Raw genomic sequence first — 14,331 nt, forward strand, 5'->3', positions numbered from 1 at the left:
AGATTCATTTCAGCAACAGTGGGCGATTTTGATCTGACGAAATCCCCTCGTTGTTTACCTTGAGTTTTGAAACAACAGCCTCTAAGTGCCTAAAGACTTCTCCCTTGAGGTTTTCTGCCTCTGGATCATCAAGATCTTTGATCAGGCTCCAGGATCTTCTCGCATCTTTAAACGCGTCGACTGCTTTGCCTGCTGCAAATTTGGATTGCGATGCTTTAAAGAGTCGTCGCGAGTTTTCGATTGCAGAAAGATCATTTTGACGGTTGTCGTCCAGGTCTTTTTGTGAGGAAGTTTGGGGTGGGCCCGGAGGAGTGAGGTTTTCTTTGGTTGGATTTGGAGGCTTCGCGTCGTTTGTAGAGGAAGGGGATGGAGGGGGCTCCTCCACCTGGGATGATGTTTCTTCAGCCTCAGGTTGTTGCAAGGAGGATGGAGGCGTCTGAGGACAGCCCGATGTCAGAATCGCCAGAAAGATTACCTGGCGCATGCCCTTCCTGCAGCCTAATTGTTTCATGGCCCGTGACCTTATTAGAATGAGATATACGAATGATCATAATGTCAGATTAAACCGTTGGCAAGATGTAGCAAATGAATGGTCGATCTGATTCTCGTCTATTCCTCGGGGCGCATTTATCACTTAGATATGAGGGTGACCACGCAATTTGATTCTCAATTTTGGATGTCTGCATATACGTGGCATTAAACTTGGAAATTAGATCGCTTCGTGAAAGAACTTTCTCGTAAAGAATGCAGGCACCAGTCGGAAAAAGTAGAGTTTGGCAAACGAATTTTTTACTTGATGAAATTGCATCGTCCAAGCGATCACTTGCGGTCAGATCACCAGAGTCGAGAGTTCACCGACCGCTTAGAGCAGTTTGCTCTACCGTGTGCCCGTGAAGAACGCATTTCTCCAGTAAAAATGCTGTTCGCCACGGGGCAGAATCTGCAAACCAATTCGAAAGATGCTCTAGTTATCAGTTGGGTCAGCCTCGGGCATCGAAGGTTGATCTTTTCTTGCCGATCATCAAAGAAGTCTTGGATTCAGACAAGTATATTCATCGAAATCAACGGCATACGGATGAGAGGATCTCTGAACGATTGAAGATGAACATGGCTGGAACGGAGTCCTGACAGTTGTTGCTGACCTTGTGCAGCGACTTCGACAGCAGAACCAAGAACACTTCTTCCCGCAGGCCCATCCCGCAGATGGTCACCTGTACTGGCTGAGTTTCATCAACACCCCTGCTCTTCATCACCCGGTCCCTGCAGGGAGTTTGGAAATGGAAAAGTGCCTGATTCGACGACCTTCGCAGGTTGCAGCAGTCGCTTTTCCAGCTGGGGCTCGAACTGTAGCTGTTATAACTTCGCATGCTTTCACGCAACTCGTCCCGAGTGTTGACCGATCGGTCCAAACGTCGTAGGCTTAACTGAGGCAGCCACAACCTTTGCGAGATTATTCATGCCGTGGGAAAAATCATTTGAAGAGTCGGATGTGATCGAACAGGCGATGAACGTCTTCTGGGAGAAGGGCTACGCTGCGACCTCGATCTCTGATATCACGGACGCGACAGGAATCAAACGGGGCAGCCTCTACAATGCATTTGATGGAAAGCATGACCTATTCGTGCGTGCGCTCCTGAAGTACGGCGGAGATCGAAGGACGAGTAAATTACGAATGCTGGAAACGGTTGATGATCCGCGTGAAGCGATCACGATGTTTTTCGACTTGCTCGTAAAGGCCACGCTGGACGATCCCGACAAGAAGGGGTGCTTGCTGTTCAACACCGCACTCGAATATTCGTCACACGATGATGACGTCAAAAAACTTGTCTCGGAGGGGATCAAAGAGGTCGTCACGTTTTTTGAAGGACGAATTGATCGCGGGAAGGAGATTGGCAGCATTCCCAACTCAGTTGACACTCGCCCCACCGCAAAGGCTCTTGTTGCGCTGGTGGCTGGAATTCGCGTGCTGGGTCGTGGGGCATTTGGAAAAACGGCTTTGAAGCAAGTCGCTCAGCAGGCCATTGACATGGTTTCATAAGCAGAAGAGAAAAGCAGAAAATTATCTGGAATTCCTGGTAAGGAATTCTGTCAAGAAAGCGTCAAAGAGTTGAGAGGAGCGCGGCTCCTCATTTCCCACACTCTTTTAGACCGATTGGTCAAAACGAACAAAGGAAGCATGATGGCCAACTTTAGCGTTCACACGATCGAGACTGCCAATGTCGACAGCAAGCCCCTGCTGGAGGATAGCAAGAAGGCGTATGGCTTTATTCCCAACCTTCATGCCGTGATGGCGGAGTCCCCTGCCTTGCTGGAGGCGTACAAGACGCTCGCCGATATTTTCGACAACAAAACCAACCTCTCAACCACTGAGCAGCAGATCATTGCGATGACCAACAACCGGCTGAACGGTTGCACGTACTGCATGGCGGCTCATACATCGATCATGCAGGCTGGAAAGGTTCCGGAAGACGTCATTAAGTCGCTGCGAGACGGAACAGCGATCGCCGACCCAAAACTGGAAGCACTCCGCCTGTTCGCCGAGAAGGTGAACCTGCAGCGAGGCGTCCTGAGTGACGGGGATATTGAAGAGTTGCTGGCTGCCGGCTATACGAAGCAAACAGTCTTCGATGTGATCGTTGGAACCGCCTTTAAGGTTCTATCGAACTACACGAATCACAGCGCCGATACGCCACTCGATCGCAACTTTTCGAGGAACGAATGGAGTCCGGAAACTAAATCCGTGAGCTAATGCGGAGCCGAATTCGCAACACTTTGGAAAATCACAAAAGCAAATCGGCTGAAGCCAAAAAGCCATCTTGATGACTTTGAATGTCAACTCATTCCAGAGTTAACACCTGTTAAAACGAATTCCATTATGAAACCGCTCTTGATCGCACTGAATTCGATTTCAGGTCTCATCCTCATCCGGTTTACCATTTCAAAGTTTGCAGCATGGCCGGTCTCCGTGGCCGGATTTGTTGATATGGCGAAACCACTTGGAATTGATCCAACCCTGTTCAGAATTGGAACGGGCTTTGTGATCGGTTACGCCGCCATTTCGTTGTTTGCGAATTCGCTGATTCTGCTCCTGGAGAAAGAGGGAAATGAGAAATTCAGATCCCTCTTCACTTTCAACAGCCTCTACACAACTGGTGCAATGATTGGTGCTCTTTTTTCGGAGTTTTTCCTACGGTCAACCCCTAAGTGGCCTCTCGTTTACATTGCGACTGCAATCGTTGTCATCGCTGCCCTGAACCTTCTGTCCCGCTACAGTAAGATTTTACAAGTTCTATTACGCAGCGGCAGTAATGCGGCCTTGAAGTCTCAACAGTCTGCTTAACGCTACGGCCTCACCGAATGGAGGTCATAGAAGCGTCGTCGCTGAATACCGCAACATTTCGAATCCTAATTCGAACTCTACGCCTTAACACGAAAAAGAGATATGAACACCAAAACAACTCCTCTCGCTATCACTGTCATTGCCTTCGCCTTGAGCGTAACCAGTGGGTGCACAGGGAGTGCGAATACTCAAGACGAGAGTCCCGAAGTCACCCAATCAGGAGATCTCCCCATGCTTTCCGAACTCCTTGAAGATAAAGCTGCGGCAAGCGTAACACGAATTCCGGAAGACGTTCGTCAGGCGTACGCTCAGGGTATTGAGGCAGTCCGCGCGACCGGCATCGAGAAATCTGCCAAGCAGGTTGGTGATGCGGCAATCGACGCTCAACTGACTGGGTGGGACGGCAAGACTGTCAAACTCAGTGAGCTTTGGGAAGAAGGACCGATCGTTCTGATGTGGTATCGAGGAGGCTGGTGTCCGTATTGCAACATTCAACTTCGAGCCATGCAGCAGAGCATGGACAAAATCGAAAATTCTGGAGCAAAGCTGGTTGTGCTAACACCAGAACTACCCGAGAAAGCCAAAGAGACTGCCGAGGCAAATGATCTGGATCTCGTGGCATTGCACGATCAAGGAAATGCTCTGGCGAGAAAGTATGGGCTCGTATTTCAGCTACCTGAAGCGATCATTCCGTCATATCGAGACAAACTCAAACTGCCTGAATACAACGGCAACGACGCAATGGAGTTACCACTTTCGGCAACTTACGTCATAGATCAGTCCGGCAAGATCACCTACGCGTTTCTCGATGCGGACTACAAAAAGCGAGCCGAACCGGCCGACGTCATTAAAGCAGTCGAGGCGGCTGTGCAAAAGTAGTCACGCGGTATAAAGCCACGCGGTATGGTGTCCTAATAGTGCACTTTGATGTAGTCGCTGGCGTTGAGTGGTAGCGAGAATTTGACAGTTCCGTCTTCGACGATTTCGAAGGGAATAGACGCGTGATGGATCGACTCAACCCGAGTGACTGGTCGTGGACTGCGCAGGCGGAATTCAACGTTCTTGATTGGTGTTAGCGTGTAATTTGCGATCGGTATGACGGCTCCGTTTTCAGCCTGTAGCAAAACCGCATCAACAAGCGGGACGTTACACGTGAGTGGAGGATCGACACCTGCAGCCCGCACTGGCTGCAGAATCAATTCGCGGACTTTGGCGGGGAATTCCCAGGGATTGTACGATCGGTCCAGACGCTCATCTGCCGAAGAAGTGGTTGCCGTCGTTTTTTCGGGAACGTCAAGTGTTGGCGTTGGTGCTGATGTACGGTTGGCCGCCACATCTTCCTCAGGTGTCCGCGCGGCTTGCGTTTCGCGTCGAGCGACGACGGCCTGCCTGATATAGTCCAGCGCTGGCAGGAATCCCGCTGAATAGATCATTCCGTTACCGACTTTCATACGAATTATCGCAGCTGTTCCATCTTCGAACGTCGCTAAAATCTCGCTGTCCTTGCTCGGAGTTTGATGCTGGCGAACCGATAGAACGTCCAGCGTTACGCCATCAGCCTCGACTCGATCTCGCGGCTGAAGAATATGGACGTAGCTGCCGGAGTTCAAAAAAGGCTGGAGCGTCTCCAGAGAGTCGCGCTGAGAGTCCAACCGTGAATCGAAGACTTCGAGCGGACGATTGTACTCGTCGCGACTGGCAGCTCCCGCCGACAGATACAGCGTGCCGCCTGAGGCGACCCACTCACTTAACCGTTGTGCCGCTTCGAGTGTCAGGTTTGGGCCATCGACGTAACAGACTTTATAGTCTTTCAGGCCACCGCGTTCGACCTGACGCTCTCCTAAGAAGTCGACGGGAATTTGAGCATGAGCCAGTGCCATCCAGGTATGCATACGGTTGAAGCCGAACGCGTGATTGCGGTTCATAGTCCAGGCATCGGAGGAGGAAGAATAGAGTATGGCGACTTCAGCAGGTGCGGCAGTTGCCGAGAGTAGCAGATCTTCTGCGCCACCAATTTCCCGGACAACTTCAGCGTTGGCACGCCACGTCTCAGGTTTTGAATACCAGGTATGGCTTTTCCATGCGGGTCCGCCTTCGTGACTTCCCCAACTTACGCCGTACGAAAAATTCTTCCAGATCCGAACACCTCTGGCTGTTTCACTCGCAGCCTTGAGTTTGATGTCCCAGGATTTACGACCGGCATGGGTCACCAGGTAGTGTCCGATCAATTGCCCCCGCTCACGCGAGGCGGCACGCATGAGATCGACGTTGTAGGCTCCGCACTGATAGCTGGACGCCCCGTTAGCCCAGTCTTCACTCCAAATCGCATTCTGGTCATCAGCATCCAGTAGTTCGAAATAGTCGACCCCTTGTCCGTACATGTTGGCGTGATACGTCGCACCATCACTGAAGTTGACCAGTGTTGGCAAAGATCGGTCATAGGCTTGTTCTAAGATCCCCCGTTGAATCGCCATGAAGTCACCCAGTGCGCGGGTACGAAACCGTTGTGTGAAGTAATGCAACGCTGGAAACTCGTCGCGCTGGTTGTCCGGCACAGGCTTGACCTCATCCCAGTTCGATACCAGTAAGTCGGCTGGTGACTTGCCCAGTTTCTTCAGCCAAACCTGAAACGCGGTCGCGTAGGCTTCGTCCTGAGCCATAAACGCCGCCGGTTGCCCCGTCGGTTCGTCGGTAAGCATGCAGAACACGATGTCGTTGATTGACTTGCCACTGTCCAGAAATTCTGAGGCCTTCGCGGCGGCATGCTCTTTCATCCGTTCAATATCGGGACTGCAATACGAGCCATTCTGCATATGCCAAACGCCCCCAATATACGACCGGGTGCGATTGCTGAAGCCGAAGTAATCCAGTGTTTTCCATTCGCGTTCGCTGACCGACTTGTCGACTTGTGTGCCATATCCTCCGACGGTGGCACTGACGAAGAAGGGAAACTTTTGTGGCTTCCTTCCGATCTCGGGCCAATCGAATGCATCTGCGATTCGACCGGTCGCTTCTGCGAAGTCTGAGTCTCGCTTTAATCGGCTAAGATTTTCGGCGGTTGTCAGATCAGGCGGAACGACAACGACCAAACCGTTCGGATCACTCTTCACGTCCATCGTTCGTACGATCGACTGCTCGTCTGCTGCCGTGGCGAATTCCAACCGGGCCTGCAATTTTTCTGCGTGTTGATGATATGTGTGCCGCACGCTGATGTTCAGGATTGCCCCGCTGTCCTGGTAGAGCATCGGTGTGATGTTACACCACGGAGTCTGCTCGCCCCCCAGCATCCGCTCGCTATCCTTGGGTCGCAATCCCGGATGTGCGCCTGCCTTGGAGAGACTGAAGTGTTGATACCATGGAGAACGATAGTGATCCGCAAAGATGTGAACATAGACAGGCTCGTCATAGATCTCCCCCAGAGTCACTCGCAGAAATGTTTGTTCGCCATACGGCAGATGGCTGGGAACCATCGATTTGTCGGTAGTCAGCAGGACGCAGTCGAGATGTCGCACATAACCTGAACAGTTCTTCTGTTCGAACTTCGTAAACTCCAAATCGACGGTGCCGGCAGGCAACTCCGCTTCGACGTAGTCCCACACATATGCCCAGCTCTTCGCATCCGGTCTTGCTTGAAGGTCAAAGTCCTTCGCGATCGACGTGTCACCATGCAGGACGGCGAATCGAAACGGCCCGCGAAAACGGTCATGGTGCAGATAACGAACCCAGATTCGATAGTTGCCGGGCTCTTTGATTTCGATTGCCCGGCGGGCGTTTCCGCGAGGATCTCCTGAGGCACCGTGCAAAGTGTGCAACCGTGACGCCGACCGAGTCTGTTGATTTTTCGACACCTTCCAGGCGTCGGTCGTCGACGTGAAGCTCTCTGCCTCGACGAAGATCGGTTCTGCCCGAGCAGTTGAGCCAAGCAGGAAGAGCAGCATCGCGGAGAGAATGTATTTCATCGTCGGCACTCGCGGTTTAATGTTCGAATCTATTGTTCTGCTTCGAATATCGTACTGGCATGGAAACCACTTTGGAGCGAATTCAATCACATCCTGACAGTGAGGGACGACAGAGAATTCATCCATAGAAGCCAGCACCATTCCAGCAGGTGCTGTCGTTGAGCGAACTCATCTCAATTACGGCAGAACAGTTTGCTCTGCCGTAATTTGAGTTGCGTTAAAAAATTCAAATCAGATTCAGTTTGCAGAGTTTTGCTGGCGTACATGCTCCTGGATCGCGTCAAAGAAAGCCTTATGGATGTGTGCCGGTGCGGCATGTCCCATCAAAGGCTCGTTAATGACTTGTTTGTCCCCTTGCAGTTGATTGTAGGCTGCGAAGCAACTTGACGGCGGACAGACAGTATCGATGAAGCCGACGCTCATGATCGCGTCAGCCTTGCACCGACTGGCGAAATTGACGGCATCGACATACCGGGATGCTTCGAGAATCTTTGAGTCGGGTTCGCCATTCTCTGACTGCGGAACAAGTTTCGGCCACCCGTTGATACGATCGGCCGCTCGGCCGGAGTGATCGCAAATGGCTGGGACTCCGGTCGCAATAAACGTGACACGCTCATCGAGACCACCAGCGACAAGTGCCTGACCACCACCCTGGCTATGTCCAACAACGATCACTGTCTTGCCGTCCCATTCTGGTTGGTCAGCGAGAAAATCGATGGCGCGTACTAACCTGAGGAACATCCCCCGAAAATAGGATGTTTCCCGATCTTCGCGACCGGTGTGACGATAGTTATTCAATCGGCCTGCATTCTGCTCTTGATAGAATTCTCCCGGCTTTCCGTTGGGAAGTCCATGTGCGTTGATGTCCATGGAGAGCATATTTGCTTTCGCCCCTTTGATTGCATTCGACAGGCTTGAACTGCGAACTCCCGCGCCATGGACCCATAAAATAGCTGGCAAACTCTTCTCTGCCGCATTACGTGGCTTGGCGAGGTAACCAGAAACCGGCGCTCCACCAAGGCAATCAACCTGCACATCGAAACACTGAACCGATTGATCTTTGTGATCCACGTGCGTCAATTTGGCGTCTGCAGGAATTTGGGCCAGTTGCTTCTTCTGGTCAGCCCAAAACTGATCGAAATCTTCCGGGACCGGAAGGCTTAATGGAATCTTGGTTGGAGAAAATCCGAGCCCTGCTGTAGCGGATAGTTTTTGGTTTTCAGATGTCTGGAAGTTGACTCGGCACTTGAGGAATCCGGGAGAAGTCATCTTGACTGAAATTGTATTCCCATCCGCCAGGTCCAGTGTCCCGCGTGGGAATTGATCAGTATGCTCCGACATGAAGTCGTCAACGATGTAGATCACCTTTCCGGTGGCAGGTTTCTCTCCCTTGGTGAGTGTGACGACGAATTTGGCTTCCTCGCCGATCTCGTAAACGGCGTTTTCTCTCTCTGCGACCACTTTGAGCGAATAGTTTTCTTCAGCTGCGAGAAGAGATCCCGACAGTATTAAGATCGCAAAGGTCAGAGGTCTCAGGGAAGATGGGGTGCGCATGAATTTCTCCGGGGACAGTATCAAATGTTTTCGATGAGAGTACATCTGAGATCAAGCTGAGACAACTCCTGAGCAAAATTGAGTGAGGCTTCAGTCGTGGAACGATTCACCACATGAAATGCGCGGTCCTCCCAGCCAAGGCTATCGAAGAGCGTAGACTCCAGCCGCTTCAATCCAGAATCGGGAATTCGCCAGCAATTTTTATAGAGTGTCGCTGATGATATAATGTGTCGCTGGGACCAATGGACCGAAACGGCACGCGTAAGCAAGTTGTAGTCGATTTTGAAACTGCTTTAGCCGAACAACGCAGCGATCGGTTTGCCCCCGTCGGTAATCGGAACGGGGCGGGCGTTGTCAAAGAGTTCGAGTGCTGGGTTGATGCCGAGGGCGGCGTGGATCGTCGCGTGGAAGTCCGGGACCGAAACTGGGTTTTCGACGACGTTCTTACTCAATTCATCGGTCACGCCGTAAGCGCCCTGATGATTTAAACCACCTCCTGCGAGAAGCAGGCTGAAGCAACTTCCCTGATGTCCGCGTCCACCGCGAGCATCGTAGGCGGCTGGACGACCGAACTCTGTGCCGATTGCAATGAGGGTTTTATCGAGCATCTTTTTTTGTTCGAGATCAGTGATGAGAGCTGACAAAGCGATGTCGAGTTCCTCGATGAGCAAGTGCTGATTCTGCTGGCCTTCATTATGTGTGTCCCATCCGGTGCCGTTGATGAAGTTCAGGTTATGTGAGACTTCGATGAACCGCACTCCTGCTTGCACCAGACGTCGAGCAAGCAGACAACGTTGACCGAACTCGCCGCCATAGGCCTCACGCAGTTCGTCGGACTCATCCTTCAGTCGGAAGTGTCTCATGAAGTCGGGGCCTGCTAGACGGAGAGCTTCAGACTGAGCATCCCGATACTGCGCAACCACGGAGTCGTTCGGGACGCGGGCGGTTAACGGTTCGAGCAGCTGCCGACGTCGCTCAACGCGAAGTGACGTCACTCCTTCTGGTCGCGTGAAGCCAGCTGGTCCGCTTTCGGTATCAACGAGGTAGACATAGCCTGCTTTAGCACCAAGAAAACCGGGGCCACGGCTGACGTTGGGATAACCGATCAGCATATAGGCGGGGACATCCGGGTTGACTGCTCCTCGCACATGGCTGACGATCGAACCGATTGAGGGATAAGTCGTACTCCCAGTGATGAGCCGGCCGGTATGAACGAAGTTGGTCCCGAAAGCGTGTTCGTCGACCAGGTGATGATTGACGGTTCGCACGGCAGTGAGTCGGTCAGCGAGCTTCGCTGTGCGGTGCAGATGCTCGCAGAACTTTACACCAGGGACGATGGTGTCGATCGTGTCGTACTCAGAGCCGGCGAGCTTTGGTGTCGCTTTGGAGTTCCCGCGATTCTTGGGATCGAACGTATCGACCTGGGCCATTCCCCCACCCAACCAGATGAACACCACATGCTCAGCTTTCCCTTTCGGGATGTTGATCGCGGTTGGAGATGCGAATGCTGAGCGACTTGTCAGAGCAGCTCCTGCTAACACACCAGCCTGTTTTATGAAATGTCGTCGTTGCATCAAATTGTTCCAATTGTCGAGTAATCTGCGACCGCCGGTTCGAGAACTTCGGCGATGTCTTACGAACTTCTCAAGGCGTGTAAACCCATTCGGGAGCATTGAGAATAGCCCAGAGCACGTCCTCCATACGAAGACGCCAATCGTTGTCCAAGGCATTGGTAGGCGGATCACCACGACGTGCATCTGCTTCTTTCTGAACAGCCAGCTCATTGGCTGGGCCATCAACGTGGTTCGACCAAGTCACATAGCGAACGGGTTCACGTTTGACTGGTGTCGGTTTGATTCGTTTCGATTCGGGGATTACACGAGTGTCGTATCCTTCGGACAATAAGTTTACGTAAAGCTCTTTCTCTTCAGCCGACGGTTTGCGTGTCAGCAATTTAAGAAAAAGTCGGTCAACCAGTTGTTCGACTGACTGTTCTTCCATGACAAGCTGCGTGATTCCGTGGCGATCGCTCAACCGCGTCAGCCAGATGCTCATGACGCCGTTGGCATAGATCGCTGGCTGAAGAATGTTGGAATCTGTGTCACGAAGACTTTGCGGATCCTGTCGGGCTCCGCGCCAACCGAAGGTCTTCAACACACTCGTCACAGCTGTAATACGTGGCAGTGACAAACTGGGGCGATCTCGCTCGTTAGATGTTGAAGCCAGCATCCAGGATCGCCGCGCATGACCGAGCGTAATGGTGGACCTCATGACGCGAACGCCGTCGATGTCCAGGCTGACTTCTTCTAGGTCGAATGGGGTCCCGGTCGCGTGGAAAACGGAGTCAACGATCTGCTCGGCTGTTAATCGTCGAGGCGCCGGCGAGATGTAAAGCGGGCTGGTTTCAGTCAGCGTCGGATCGGTCGCACGTTGATACGCGTGCGAATTCAGAATCAATCTGCTGATGGTTTTCATATCATAACCTGAGGCAACAAATTGATGTCCAAGCCACCGCAGCAGATCGGGATGCGAGGGGCTGTTCTTTTCCCAATCGGAGAGACTGGGGACCAGGCCACGGCCCATCAGCCGCTGCCAGATGCGGTTCACCATTACCTGAGCAAAACGTTCGTTTTGCGGAGCAGTGATGAGTGCCGCGAGGCGGTCTCGCGAGTCTTGTGGGTGTTCAGCCAGTGAGTCCGCCACCGATTCATCGCAGTAACGAGCGAACGGCCAGGCTGGCTCGACTTGGGTTCCCGGCTCGAGAGTCACTTCAATCAATGGCTTACGACCGGTCTGCTCGAGTCGTCCGAGTGGGACGCTGCTCGATTCGGGCAGCGTGATCGGCTTCTTTTTCAAAAGCGCCGCGAGTTGCAGCAAGTCCTCTTGCATTGAAACATGCGTTGGCGAGTCGTGACATCGGGCACATTTCATTTCGACTCCTAAAAACGCGGAGCTGACGATAATCCCCTTGGCGGCCATCGGTATGTCGTTCTGCGAAGCGGTGCCGAAGCCTGCCGGTCCGCCAAAACGTTCACTTCCTTCCATCCGAATCAATTCGGTCACGAAAAGGTCTGCGGGCTTGTTATCAAGTAGTGACTCATACAACCACCAGCGAAACGGGCCGGTGTTGTTCAGTGTCGGGTTGATCATGTTCGGGTTCTCAGCGAGAACGTCGAGCCAGTAGCCCATCCAATGGTCTGCCCAGCGAGGATCGTTCAACAAGCGATCAATGACGTTGGCGCGGCGTGTCTCCGGGCTGTCGTTCATGAATGCAGCGATCTCGGCCTCAGTCGGTGTGACACCAACTGTGTCGAGAGTCACGCGCCGGAGGAAGCTGAGGTTGTCAGCGAGCGGAGTTGGCTCGAAACTCTCGATATCGAACTGCGGCCATGCGGCACCGTTCTTGATCCAGCGCTTGAGTAAAGTGACTTCGTCGTCCGTGAGGGGATTCCCCTTCGGCGGCATGACAACGTACTCATCCTGCGAAGTAATTCTCGCAATGAGTTCGCTCTCGTCGATGTTCCCAGGAACGATGGCGGGCGTTTCGGAATCTCCCCCCTTCAGAATCGATGCGTGATCATCGATGCGGAGATTGCCCTGTGCCTTACCACCTTGATGGCATTCATAACAGCGCGACTCCAGTAATGGTCGAATCTCCTTGAAATAGTCCACACTACCCTGGTCGGCTTTTGTTGAGTCTTTTTTACTCTCAGCAATCCGAGCAGCGATGAAATGATCGATTGCGTTGTGTGCGGGGGCATCATCCGGAAGCTCAGGAACGTTGACTTTGTCGGTATCCGCCAGCCACGCGGCGGCCGCAGTCCGTCTTCCATCCCAATAAACCTGATGAGCAGCTCGACGTTCGGCACGGGCAGCTGCGTTCACTCGGTCGAGCACTTCTCTACGTTCTGCTTCATACTCCTGCCAGCCTTCGTCCGTGTAACTGACTTCACGATCTCCTGCTGAAAGAAGCGACCAGGATTCGTTCCCTTCCAGTGAGACAGCGACGACAGTTTCCCCGACCTCGGGCCGAAATCGCCCGCCGCCTGTGACGCCACCGACAAGTGTTTCCAGAATGACGAAATGCTCTCCGCCCGAAGTTTCGAATTCACACCAGGCGTCACGATTGCCCGGCGGTGCGAAGCGGAAGTCTGGACCGAGATCGAGGTAATTGTCCTGAACAGAGAGTTTCTCGTACCCACCCGGATCGTTTGGTCGGGCTGACGTTTCGAGTAATTTCTTCCCATCAATGGAGAGCCGACAAACACCACGGCCTCGTAACAATAGCCGGTGTTTCCCAGCTGGGAGTTTTACGACCGCTGAGGCTCGCAAATGAGACGGATTCGCCCGATCACCCCGGACTCCAGTCGCAACATACTTTTGCGGAAGCTCAAACAGTCCGAAGACATCTTCGTGATAAGTCTCGGTGACCAATGGTTCCTCTGGCCAGCTATTCGAGGCCGGAACGCCCTCTTCACTGATCTGAATCAGCACCTTGCCGGGAGGAATCATCTCGCGAGTCACTGGCGGTGGGGGTGGATCATAGGAGTAACGTCGAGCGACGACCTCTGGCGAGAGCGCCTTGCGATAGATTGCGATGTTGTCCATCCAGCCCTGAAATGACTCTCCGGAACTGCGTCCATATCCAGTGCCGATCACCAGATCATCGGTATCCTGCACCGGAGGATGGCTCGTTGGGCCGCTGAGATCCCAGACACCATCAACAGGTTTGCCGTCGATGTACGCATGCAGGCTGTCAGCCTTTCCAAAAGTGAAATCAAACGCCAAATGGTGCCAGCCGTTGAGCGGCATTGCGGCATTGCTCCACCAGCGATGCCAGTCGGGTTCCTTCGTTTCCGGGTGCTCGCTCGTGAAGAGAAAACCGAGCTTTGCACCGTCGCCGGTTCCCTGAAGTCGGAAGGCGTAGTTCTGGTTATTCTCGTTGAGATTCTCGCCAAACTTTCTATGGCGACCTTTGCCGATGAGATAAACCATCCGCCCTTTGCCAATCGATTTGATTTTCACCCAGGCTTCGAACGCAAATGTCTCTCCCGCCCCAAATCGAACATTCGTAAATCCGCCCCGTTCGTGATCTTTGACAAGAATCCAGCCTTCATGACCAACAAAGGTCGCACTGTTGTTGGTAGCAGAAAATCCCGGATAACGCGGTGGACGCGGTCCACTGGCAGTTGCTCCGAATTTGCCCTGCCATGAACCGGGTTGCGATTCCCCATCAAATCGCCATTCCAGTATCGGTTCATTCTCACCCTCAGCGACGACGCCAGACGCAGGCAACATCAGCACCGCGAAAGTAGTAACTACAATCAGACTGACTCGAAATGTTCTGGAACTCCTTAAGCCGCAGGCATGAACGGCTTTCCGAAAGAGACTCATTTTCACATATCCTTGGAACTCATCTGAAGACCAGTCTTTTACCTCTTAAACAGTGATGAAGCACTGAAAGAATCCTTCATCGCA

9 protein-coding genes are annotated in these 14,331 nt (G+C 52.8%); 4 read left to right on the forward strand and 5 right to left on the reverse strand.

Annotation, left to right across the window (positions count from 1 at the left end; all coding sequences use genetic code 11):
• Positions 1–4 precede the first annotated feature (4 nt).
• Positions 5–484, reverse strand: coding sequence for a hypothetical protein (locus ACN0YR_RS10565; protein WP_417849181.1), 480 nt, complete (start codon positions 482–484; stop codon positions 5–7).
• Positions 485–1,456: 972 nt separating this feature from the next.
• On the opposite strand from ACN0YR_RS10565, the gene ACN0YR_RS10570 reads away from it, so the two are divergent.
• From ACN0YR_RS10570 to ACN0YR_RS10585, 4 genes are all read left to right on the forward strand, one after another.
• Positions 1,457–2,038, forward strand: coding sequence for a TetR/AcrR family transcriptional regulator (locus tag ACN0YR_RS10570; RefSeq protein WP_417849182.1), 582 nt, complete (start codon positions 1,457–1,459; stop codon positions 2,036–2,038).
• A 141-nt stretch (positions 2,039–2,179) separates the two neighbouring features.
• Entirely contained in the window at positions 2,180–2,749 is a 570-nt protein-coding gene (locus ACN0YR_RS10575; protein WP_417849183.1) for a carboxymuconolactone decarboxylase family protein, read from the forward strand.
• A gap of 126 nt (positions 2,750–2,875) precedes the next feature.
• Positions 2,876–3,340 (forward strand): hypothetical protein, encoded by a 465-nt coding sequence (locus ACN0YR_RS10580; protein WP_417849184.1) that lies wholly within the window; start codon positions 2,876–2,878, stop codon positions 3,338–3,340.
• Between the two features lie 102 nt (positions 3,341–3,442).
• Positions 3,443–4,219, forward strand: a complete 777-nt coding sequence (locus ACN0YR_RS10585; RefSeq protein WP_417849185.1) for a peroxiredoxin-like family protein — start codon at positions 3,443–3,445, stop codon at positions 4,217–4,219.
• Positions 4,220–4,251: 32 nt separating this feature from the next.
• On the opposite strand, the gene ACN0YR_RS10590 is transcribed toward ACN0YR_RS10585, so the two are convergent.
• The 4 genes from ACN0YR_RS10590 to ACN0YR_RS10605 form a co-directional block, all read right to left on the reverse strand.
• Positions 4,252–7,299, reverse strand: coding sequence for a beta-galactosidase trimerization domain-containing protein (locus ACN0YR_RS10590; protein WP_417849186.1), 3,048 nt, complete (start codon positions 7,297–7,299; stop codon positions 4,252–4,254).
• Between the two features lie 237 nt (positions 7,300–7,536).
• Complete coding sequence (locus tag ACN0YR_RS10595; RefSeq protein WP_417849187.1) at positions 7,537–8,853, reverse strand: acetylxylan esterase; 1,317 nt, start codon at positions 8,851–8,853, stop codon at positions 7,537–7,539.
• Positions 8,854–9,146: 293 nt separating this feature from the next.
• Positions 9,147–10,427 carry a DUF1501 domain-containing protein gene (locus tag ACN0YR_RS10600; protein ID WP_417849188.1) on the reverse strand — a complete coding sequence of 427 codons (1,281 nt, stop codon included), beginning with the start codon at positions 10,425–10,427 and terminating at the stop codon, positions 9,147–9,149.
• A gap of 70 nt (positions 10,428–10,497) precedes the next feature.
• Positions 10,498–14,247, reverse strand: a complete 3,750-nt coding sequence (locus ACN0YR_RS10605; RefSeq protein ID WP_417849189.1) for a DUF1553 domain-containing protein — start codon at positions 14,245–14,247, stop codon at positions 10,498–10,500.
• Between the last annotated feature and the right edge of the window lie 84 nt (positions 14,248–14,331).

Source organism: Thalassoglobus sp. (assembly GCF_048270125.1).
GTDB lineage: Bacteria > Planctomycetota > Planctomycetia > Planctomycetales > Planctomycetaceae > Thalassoglobus.

What these genes read in the sequence shown, in the direction of transcription:
- ACN0YR_RS10565 (WP_417849181.1), bottom strand. Translation starts at nt 484, where the DNA reads ATGCGCCAGGTAATCTTTCTGGCGATTCTGACATCGGGCTGTCCTCAG.
- ACN0YR_RS10570 (WP_417849182.1), top strand. Translation starts at nt 1,457, where the DNA reads ATGCCGTGGGAAAAATCATTTGAAGAGTCGGATGTGATCGAACAGGCG.
- ACN0YR_RS10575 (WP_417849183.1), top strand. Translation starts at nt 2,180, where the DNA reads ATGGCCAACTTTAGCGTTCACACGATCGAGACTGCCAATGTCGACAGC.
- ACN0YR_RS10580 (WP_417849184.1), top strand. Translation starts at nt 2,876, where the DNA reads ATGAAACCGCTCTTGATCGCACTGAATTCGATTTCAGGTCTCATCCTC.
- ACN0YR_RS10585 (WP_417849185.1), top strand. Translation starts at nt 3,443, where the DNA reads ATGAACACCAAAACAACTCCTCTCGCTATCACTGTCATTGCCTTCGCC.
- ACN0YR_RS10590 (WP_417849186.1), bottom strand. Translation starts at nt 7,299, where the DNA reads ATGAAATACATTCTCTCCGCGATGCTGCTCTTCCTGCTTGGCTCAACT.
- ACN0YR_RS10595 (WP_417849187.1), bottom strand. Translation starts at nt 8,853, where the DNA reads ATGCGCACCCCATCTTCCCTGAGACCTCTGACCTTTGCGATCTTAATA.
- ACN0YR_RS10600 (WP_417849188.1), bottom strand. Translation starts at nt 10,427, where the DNA reads ATGCAACGACGACATTTCATAAAACAGGCTGGTGTGTTAGCAGGAGCT.
- ACN0YR_RS10605 (WP_417849189.1), bottom strand. Translation starts at nt 14,247, where the DNA reads ATGAGTCTCTTTCGGAAAGCCGTTCATGCCTGCGGCTTAAGGAGTTCC.